Genomic DNA, 6,661 nt, shown 5'->3' with positions numbered 1-6,661 from the left:
TAGCCTTTACGGTTATTCAAATTGGAATTGCCTTGTTCATATCCATAAAAATGACTTTATTCGTTTTATGTTGTGGGCTTGTTATAGCATTTCTCTCCAGAAGATTTATTAAGCAATCAAGAATGATTGGGAGCACGACGATTGAGCTGGCTCAAAGTTATTTAGCCGGTATTACGGATCATTTTAATGGGATGAAAGATATTAAAAGTAACCTGCTTGAATCATCTCGATATCGTTGGTTGTTAAATTGGTCGAGTGATATCTCACGGGAACGGTATGAAAATTCAAAGGTGCGAAGTAATTCGCAGCTCTTTTACAAGCTGTTTTCAGCTATAATGATTGCTTTTTTTGTTTTCATTTCAGTGATGCTGTTTCAGAGCCAAGGCGGATATTTAGTACTCATCTTGGTCATCTTCTCACGTTTATGGCCACGTTTTACTGGTATTCAAGCCAGCATGGAACAGATTGCTTCCTCTTTGCCTGCTTTTCAAGTTTTGATGGAACTGCAAGAGGAGTGCATAAAGGCCAGAGAATTAGAGGATGTAGGTAGTTTAGGCGGAGAGCATATTTTACCTCTGACACTCCAACACCAGCTCGAATGCCGCCATGTCTATTTTCGGTATGACGAGGAGCAGCCGGAGTATACGCTGGAAGCTATTAATCTGAGCATCCCTGCTAATGGCATGACCGCCATTGTTGGACAGTCAGGCGCGGGAAAAAGCACATTAATTGATCTAATGATGGGACTTATGAAGCCAGAACTTGGTCATGTGCTCATTGACGGCAAGACGCTTACAGATGAGGATCTGTTGTCGTTAAGAAGATCAATCAGTTATGTCCCGCAGGAGCCGTTTCTGTTCCATGGGACGATTAGAGATAACTTAATATTAATCGATCCGAATGCGACGGAAGATCAAATATGGGAAGCGATGGAGTTCTCTTCTGCGGCTGAATTTGTTCGCAAGCTTCCGGATGGCATCGATACGATTATTGGTGATCGTGGAATACGTTTATCAGGCGGGGAGCGTCAGAGACTCGTTTTGGCTAGAGCAATATTAAGAAAGCCATCTATCCTTATTTTGGATGAGGCTACAAGTGCACTAGACAGCTTGAACGAGACAAAAATTCAAGAAGCCATAGAGCGGCTTAAGGGAAAAATGACCGTTATCGTCGTTGCTCATCGCTTATCGACCATTCGGAATGCAGATCAGGTTATCGTGTTGGAAAATGGGAAAATCGTGCAAACGGGCCATTTTATCATGCTCGCTGAGGATAAAAAAGGACTGTTCAGCCGTTTGTTAGGCAACCAGCTGCAAGTAGCTTTATAGTCGTAACTTTACTATACTAATTAGAGTAGTAAAGTTCATGACAGGGACAGGCATTTACTCCTTTGGATAGATTAACTCAGAATTGGTTTCAATGATTAGGAGGACACATTTGGCTATTATACTAACGCTCGGAATAACCGTGCTTCTCTTGTACCTGCTCTTTATCCTCCCAACCCAGTGGTTGAAAATCGAAAAAATTACACATCCCATTGGCATTAACAAACGCATATTGCAAATAAGCGATTTGCATGTAGACAGGCTGCGCATAAGCGCAAAGCGAATTCAGCATGTCATTGCCTCCGTGCAGCCTGACTACATTTTTCTGACCGGCGATTATACGTATAAAGAACACTATTTGACGCGGGTAGGCTATTACTTTAAAGCTATAGCAGACAGCGGAATACCTGTCTATGCAGTGCTCGGAAACCATGATTATGAGCTTCCGCGTTTAAAGAAATTGCTCGATCTATTTGGCGTTTATGGGATTAAGGTGCTGCGTAACGAGAATGTCATGCTCGATGATTTTCAGCTTGTCGGAATCGACGATGACTGCTCTCATCATAGCCGAATCTTACCTTCATTTAGAGGTATGGATGATAGCAAGCCTGTCGTCATTATGACGCATGATCCTAATGTCGTTCTAAAAATTAATCGCCCTTTTCAATATTTAATGGCCGGTCATCTGCATGGGAAGCAGCTGAACGTGCCGTTCTTTTTTGCATTAAAGCCAAAGGGCCCGTTGTCCGTGAAAGGGATCTACAAAGGCCTTCATCACAATAAGGATGGCTCCTTTTACATTTCCAAAGGCATCGGTCAAGCAGGCGTTAACGCAAGGTTTATGGTCAGAAGCGAGATTACGATTCATGACCTATAATCAATGAATCAGAGATGCATCTAGTCATCATCGGTATTTCTGCGGCTTGCCTCGCGAAAGGCAGCTGGAGGAATGCCTTTTGCTTCGGCAAACGTTCGGGAGAAATAATGTACGGATGAGAAGCCGCAGCGCTCAGCGATGGTTTTAATCGGCGTTGCTGTTTGTGATAGCAGCTGCTCCGCCACGCGGACTCGCTCATGTCTAACAAGCATGGAGAACGATTCATGAACGCTTTGCGAAAAAAGCCTAGATAGATGGCGCTCCGACACATTAATGTAGCGGGCAACCTCCGATAAGCTCAAATTAGCGCCTAAATTATCGCGTATGTACAGCTTTGCGCGGCTAATGAGGATAGCTGCATTGGATGCGGGCAAAATGATTTCTGTATTTTTGTTCCTCCCACCTACAATTGTAGGAAACGTTAGGATCAAGGCATGTGCCAGCTGATTCAGCAAGGCGATTGGCACAGCGAACATTTCTTCGCTTGGAATGAGCAGCGATTTCCAAATTTGAGCTGTTGGAGAATGCTGCTGGTTTTCAATCCAAATCGTGCCGCTGTTTAAAGACTGATTGTAATATTCGAATTCATCCGGCTTAGAAAGCTTCTCATCGAGCTCGTAGGCAACATATAATAAATCCAATTGATCTACATCTCTTATTTGATGACGGATATTTGGCCGCGAGCAAAAAAGCACGCCTTCATGCAGAGGATAAGCCRTTCCGCCTTCCTCATAAATACCGGTACCTCCAGCCACGTAACAAACCTCAAAAAAAGAATGCTTATGAACAGCATTTGCAACAAGCTTTGGTACCGCTCCCCAATAATAAACATGGATGGTCAAGCTCTCACCTTGCAGCAATCTTGCATATCTATTTAAGCGTTCCTCGCTTTTTGACCAAACGTACATATGAACGATCAGCTCCTATGGCGTAATAATGCAAAATTATGTCGTTAACAGGTAAATACGATTGCACTATATCCTATCTATAATTAAACCATATTCACATTAATTATACGATAAGGGGAATGAACATGATCACTAATGAAGATGTGCAATTTTATAAAGAAAATGGTTACTTGCTTGTTAGAGGCGTGTTTAACAATGAAGAAGTAGTAGAGATGAGAGCGGCTGTTGAGCGGGTTATTCAACGAGCGGCGCTTGCTCAGGCAGATCATAACCACGCATGGCAAGGAGATTTCCTCCCGCCAGAGCAGCTTAAGAAGCTCGTTCTGAAAGGCTTCCATGATGTGCATTATCATGATGCCTCCTTTACTAAGGCAGTCATTCATCCGAATATGGTATCCGTACTGAATGGAATCATCGGTCCCAATGTACAGCTTCATCACTCCAAAATGCTTGTGAAGCCGCCTGCGAATGGAGCAGCATTTCCTATGCATCAAGATTATCCATATTTCCCTCATAACGACCATTCGATGCTTGCTGCAAGCGTTCATCTTGATGATGCCGATTCAGAAAATGGCTGCTTAGCGGTTATCCCAGGTTCTCATTTGGAAGGACCGCTGAATCATGTGGGAAGACATTATCTCAACCATAAGGAATATCCAATTTCATCTGGAACGCTTTGCCCGGCGAAAGCAGGGGATGTGCTGTTCTTCAACTATTTGACGATACATGGATCGGATGTTAACCGCAGTGACAGAACGAGAAGAAACGTTTTGTTCCAATATCGTGATGCAGCCGACAAACCTTCTGTAAATACTCATTTTGATTGGGGCATGGGCCTTATGGTTAGTGGAGAAAATCTTGATTTCAACAATGTTAAACCAAAATTTGAAATTACGGAGTAACTAATTATACTGAAGTTACGCCACTAAGAGACGTATACAACCGGATGCAAAAGGTTGTTATACGTCTCTTTTTTGTGCGAAGTAATACTTGAAAGAGCTCTACATATTTATAGTATCGAAACTCCAAAAAGCTAAACGAATATTTCTCTGGAAGCTGTGGAAAAATCATATTGACATAAGTTTGAGAACGATGATATATTTGTTTCTGCAAAGTAGAGTATTCTTATCGGAATTAAAAAAGAAATTGATTTTAAGAGTTAATTTTTGCTATTAATCATAATGTGTAGACAGAAAGGATGATTGTTGTATTATGGAAAATAATTTATTGACAGCAATTGAAACAAACTGGATCAGTTTAGTTGTATCAGCAATAATACTTGGCGGTCTTTATTTTATGGCCAAAAAACGTGTAAGCTTCGGAACGAGGGTATTGGTCGCACTTGGCCTTGGCCTTGTGGCAGGTATCATTTTTAACAACTTTAAACTAGATACTGAGGGCGTAGGTACGATTGGCTCCATCTACATTAATTTAATTAAGATGATCGTTATTCCGCTCGTATTTGTTCTCGTTATTAACAGTATTATCTCGATTACGAATCTTGAGTTTCTACGCAAGCTTAGCGTTAAGACGATCAGTTGGTTTCTTGCAACGACAGGTGTAGCCGCAATTATCGGACTTCTAGTAGCATCTGCTATTAATCCGGGTGCAGGCTTCGAGCTTAAAACACCTGAAAATTTTGAAGCGCGTGAAGTTCCAAGCTTTTTCAAAGTGATATTGGATCAAGTGCCTTCGAATCCGATTAACGATGCTGCAGAGGGTAAAGTAGTGCCAATTCTTATTTTCGCACTATTCATTGCTATCGCAATCGTTAAGGTAGGAGCAAAAAATCCGGATTCTGTTCAACCGTTCAAAGCGTTCATTCAATCGGCAACAGTGATTATGCACCAGGTTGTTAAGTTCGTTCTTCGCTTTACACCGTATGGTGTGTATGCCTTGATTGCAGTTATGGCTGCTAGATATGGTTGGGAAACACTCGAACCGCTTGCCATGTTAATTCTTGTAACTTATATCGCATTGCTCTTGCATTTTGTATTCGTCTTTGGCGGCCTTGTATCTTTTGTCGCTAAGGTTAATCCTTTGAAATTTTTCAAAAAAGCATATCCTACGGTAGCGGTAGCGTTCACAACACGCAGCAGCTTTGCAACGCTTCCGGTCAATCTTGAAGTTATTACGAAGCGCCTTCGCATTTCACCAAAAATCGCGAGCTTTGTAGCACCGCTTGGCGCTACAATGAACTTTAACGGCTGCGGCGGGGTTTGGCCGGCTGTTGTAGCAGTATTTATCTCACAAGTTTACGGTGTATCGCTTACTGCAACAGATTATGTACTTATCGTACTTGTTAGTGTAATTTCATCAATTGGTGTAGCAGGCGTACCAGGTCCAGCTTCCATTTCGACAACAGTTGTATTGACAGCAGTTGGACTACCGCTAGAAGGTATTGCACTCGTTGTTGCTGTTGAATCTCTAATTGATATGGGTCGTACGGCTGTTAATGCTACGGGTACTACGGTTACTGCATTGCTTGTAGCAGATTCCGAAGGCGAATTCGATCGTGAAGCATTCAACCGCGGTGACGAAGATGACCTAGAGCTTAATCCTGCATAAACAAACGTATAAATAAGCTTGGAAAAAAGCCCTTGGAAACACGTGATATGACGTGTTATCCAAGGGCTTTGTTTAAATATAAGAAAGTATATAATTTTCTCATACTTATCTTATATTTCACCGTCAAAGCTACTTCAGCGTCTAAGGACGCCGAAGGCGTTTTTGCTTGGTTTAAGGTTCATCATGTACTTCAGGAAAATCATGGTCGTATTCATCTTCACCTGGATAGTCACGAGGCATTCCTGCATGAAGCGCTCGATTCTCATAAGCGAAGCGATTGGATGGTCGCTGATCCACTCTCCAAGGCGTACTTTTTCCTAGCGATTCCATCAGCAGATCAGAGCCATACGGTCCATCCGGAAACTCCTCCGGAATGAGATCGTTGCGCTGCGATTCTACTGTTGATACATCTGTATAGGGCTGGCGATTTTCAGGAACAAATCGATCCATCAGCAGACTCCTCTCAAATGGTATTAGTTTACCATTTTAGTGTACCCTGATTAATCGGTAAAATGCACCGTTCCAACAACAAAGTATAAGAATTGAGCGAGCTCAGCCGCTTCTTCTTCTGTCAGCTTAAACGTATGTTCAAGATAACCTTCCTCTTCAAGGTCATCAGGACCGATAATCGCTGTTTTGCCAAACTGCAAATCAGTAATCAGCTTCTTGCCGTAAAAACGGCTAGTAGATGTAATAGCAAGGTCGAATCGCTTCARGCTAGGTCCAATAAAAGTGACGTATCTTGTAGACGTTTCTTCCGTGGAATCGGACATAAAATCAAAATCAGGCAACAGCATAAAGTATAGCCTCCAATTCATTAATACAATCATTATACAATATTATGTTCTGCTTTGGCTTATTGCAGTTTATACAAGCTATGGTACATTAGTAATAGCAGTGCCATCAGGAGGGATACAATGATATGAACTACAATTCCGAATCGTCGCGTGATGCAAAAGGATCTATTCGTGACTATGTATACG

At 42.1% G+C, this 6,661-nt stretch carries 7 protein-coding genes; 4 read left to right on the top strand and 3 right to left on the bottom strand.

Annotation, left to right across the window (positions count from 1 at the left end; genetic code table 11):
- The coding region (locus tag AC1DSE_RS27535; RefSeq protein WP_477528517.1) for an ABC transporter ATP-binding protein at positions 1–1,328 on the top strand (1,328 nt) is incomplete at its 5' end.
- Positions 1,329–1,437: 109 nt separating this feature from the next.
- The gene (locus AC1DSE_RS27530; protein WP_477511030.1) at positions 1,438–2,202 is read left to right on the top strand and encodes a metallophosphoesterase; all 765 of its coding nucleotides are present in this window, start codon (positions 1,438–1,440) and stop codon (positions 2,200–2,202) included.
- Positions 2,203–2,222: 20 nt separating this feature from the next.
- On the opposite strand, the gene AC1DSE_RS27525 is transcribed toward AC1DSE_RS27530, so the two are convergent.
- Positions 2,223–3,110 carry a helix-turn-helix domain-containing protein gene (locus AC1DSE_RS27525; RefSeq protein WP_477528516.1) on the bottom strand — a complete coding sequence of 296 codons (888 nt, stop codon included), beginning with the start codon at positions 3,108–3,110 and terminating at the stop codon, positions 2,223–2,225.
- Between the two features lie 125 nt (positions 3,111–3,235).
- Here AC1DSE_RS27525 and AC1DSE_RS27520 point away from each other — a divergent pair, with 125 nt between their 5' ends.
- On the top strand, positions 3,236–4,012 hold the full coding sequence (locus tag AC1DSE_RS27520) for a phytanoyl-CoA dioxygenase family protein (protein WP_441878929.1): 777 nt from the start codon (positions 3,236–3,238) through the stop codon (positions 4,010–4,012).
- 310 nt (positions 4,013–4,322) lie between these two features.
- On the top strand, positions 4,323–5,678 hold the full coding sequence (locus tag AC1DSE_RS27515) for a dicarboxylate/amino acid:cation symporter (RefSeq protein ID WP_076267838.1): 1,356 nt from the start codon (positions 4,323–4,325) through the stop codon (positions 5,676–5,678).
- A 171-nt stretch (positions 5,679–5,849) separates the two neighbouring features.
- Here AC1DSE_RS27515 and AC1DSE_RS27510 read toward each other — a convergent pair whose 3' ends face one another.
- Both AC1DSE_RS27510 and AC1DSE_RS27505 read right to left on the bottom strand, forming a co-directional pair.
- The gene (locus AC1DSE_RS27510) at positions 5,850–6,128 is read right to left on the bottom strand and encodes a hypothetical protein (protein WP_339207766.1); all 279 of its coding nucleotides are present in this window, start codon (positions 6,126–6,128) and stop codon (positions 5,850–5,852) included.
- Positions 6,129–6,178: 50 nt separating this feature from the next.
- On the bottom strand, positions 6,179–6,475 hold the full coding sequence (locus AC1DSE_RS27505) for a DUF3055 domain-containing protein (RefSeq protein ID WP_179089790.1): 297 nt from the start codon (positions 6,473–6,475) through the stop codon (positions 6,179–6,181).
- Positions 6,476–6,661: the final 186 nt, after the last annotated feature.

The sequence above is a fragment of the Paenibacillus sp. 01L418 genome, assembly GCF_056400045.1.
This window is presented reverse-complemented; position numbering and strand designations above follow the sequence as displayed.

Bases quoted from the DNA above. Each gene is read 5' to 3' on its own strand.
- AC1DSE_RS27520 (WP_441878929.1), top strand. From the start codon at position 3,236: ATGATCACTAATGAAGATGTGCAATTTTATAAAGAAAATGGTTACTTG.
- AC1DSE_RS27515 (WP_076267838.1), top strand. From the start codon at position 4,323: ATGGAAAATAATTTATTGACAGCAATTGAAACAAACTGGATCAGTTTA.
- AC1DSE_RS27510 (WP_339207766.1), bottom strand. From the start codon at position 6,128: ATGGATCGATTTGTTCCTGAAAATCGCCAGCCCTATACAGATGTATCA.